1 protein-coding gene is annotated in these 1,078 nt (G+C 58.8%); it reads right to left on the bottom strand.

Translation table 11 applies throughout. The features are described 5' to 3' along the window. On the bottom strand, positions 1 to 994 hold a 994-nt coding region (locus V6767_RS22650), incomplete at its 3' end, for an ISAs1 family transposase (RefSeq protein WP_448475499.1). Between the last annotated feature and the right edge of the window lie 84 nt (positions 995 to 1,078).

The raw sequence follows: 1,078 nt of genomic DNA, 5'->3' as shown, positions 1-1,078 counted from the left end.
CCGGGTGGTGTCGGATGATGTTGAGAGCGAGCTTGCGAAGGATCGAAAGGTTCTGGGGCCCATGATCCTTTCGGTTTCTGGCGGCGTCTTCGCAGAAGGCGACGTCGAGCACCCAGTGCAGTTGGTTCTCGATCGTCCAGTGCGCTCTGGCGATACCCAGAAAGGCGGCGGCGCTGACCGGCCTGGACAGCAGGAAATGACGGATGTGACACGTTTGCCGGCCATCGGGCTCCACCCGGATGCTTTCAAGCCGCGCGATCGCCTTGACGCCGGGAAAATCCATTCCTTCCGCTTTGACGATGATGGCGCGTCGGGTTTCGGTTCTGTCATGGGCCTTGCCATCGGCCGTTTCGGCTCTGTCGGGGTTGGTTTCCTCTTCAAGCAGAGCGATCGCCTGGTTGAGAAGACCCGGTTGGTTGCCCTTGAGTGCAAGCGCATAGTCAGCGCCGGTCTTGAGAATGGCAGAGGCCGTGTCGGCCCTGCAATGCAGCGCGTCAGCCGTCACGATGCAGCCATCCAGTGACAAGCATGAAAGAGCTTGCAGAACGCCTTTGACTTCACTGCGGCCCGGCGCGAGCTGCTGGCCGATGACCATGCGCTGGTCGGCTGCCCAGATGTTGACCAGATGCAGGGGCGAGGCCTTGTCGCCGCGTTTGTAGGCCCCGCGCACGGCCTTGCCGTCGATGGCGATGACACCGCTGATGGATTTTGCAAAAGCCTGCGCGAAGCGTGCAAAGACCGTTTCGAAAGCCTCGGGGTCGATATGTCTGAAAACATTCGAGAAAACGTCGTGACTGGGAATGCCGTAAGGCAGAGGCACGATCTCCTTCAGAAGCTTGTGCTTGGAGACGCCAAAGTCGGCCATGTCCTGACAGGTTTCGGCCCCGCACAGCACCGCCGCCAAGGCAATGAACAAAACGCTGTTCAGCGAATAGCGGACATTGGCCGCCCGAGGGTCCGGAACCGACCCGAAAAGAGACGCAAATCCGTCCATCCGACCCTCCTTAACAGAAAGACTGAAGATGAATCGATTTGCGTCAAATATTCAATAGCTTAAAAGCCATACGCGATTCCCCTG

It is taken from the genome of Martelella sp. FLE1502 (assembly GCF_053484255.1).
The sequence above is the reverse complement of the archived record's forward strand: the minus strand, read 5'-3'. Positions and strand labels throughout refer to the sequence as shown.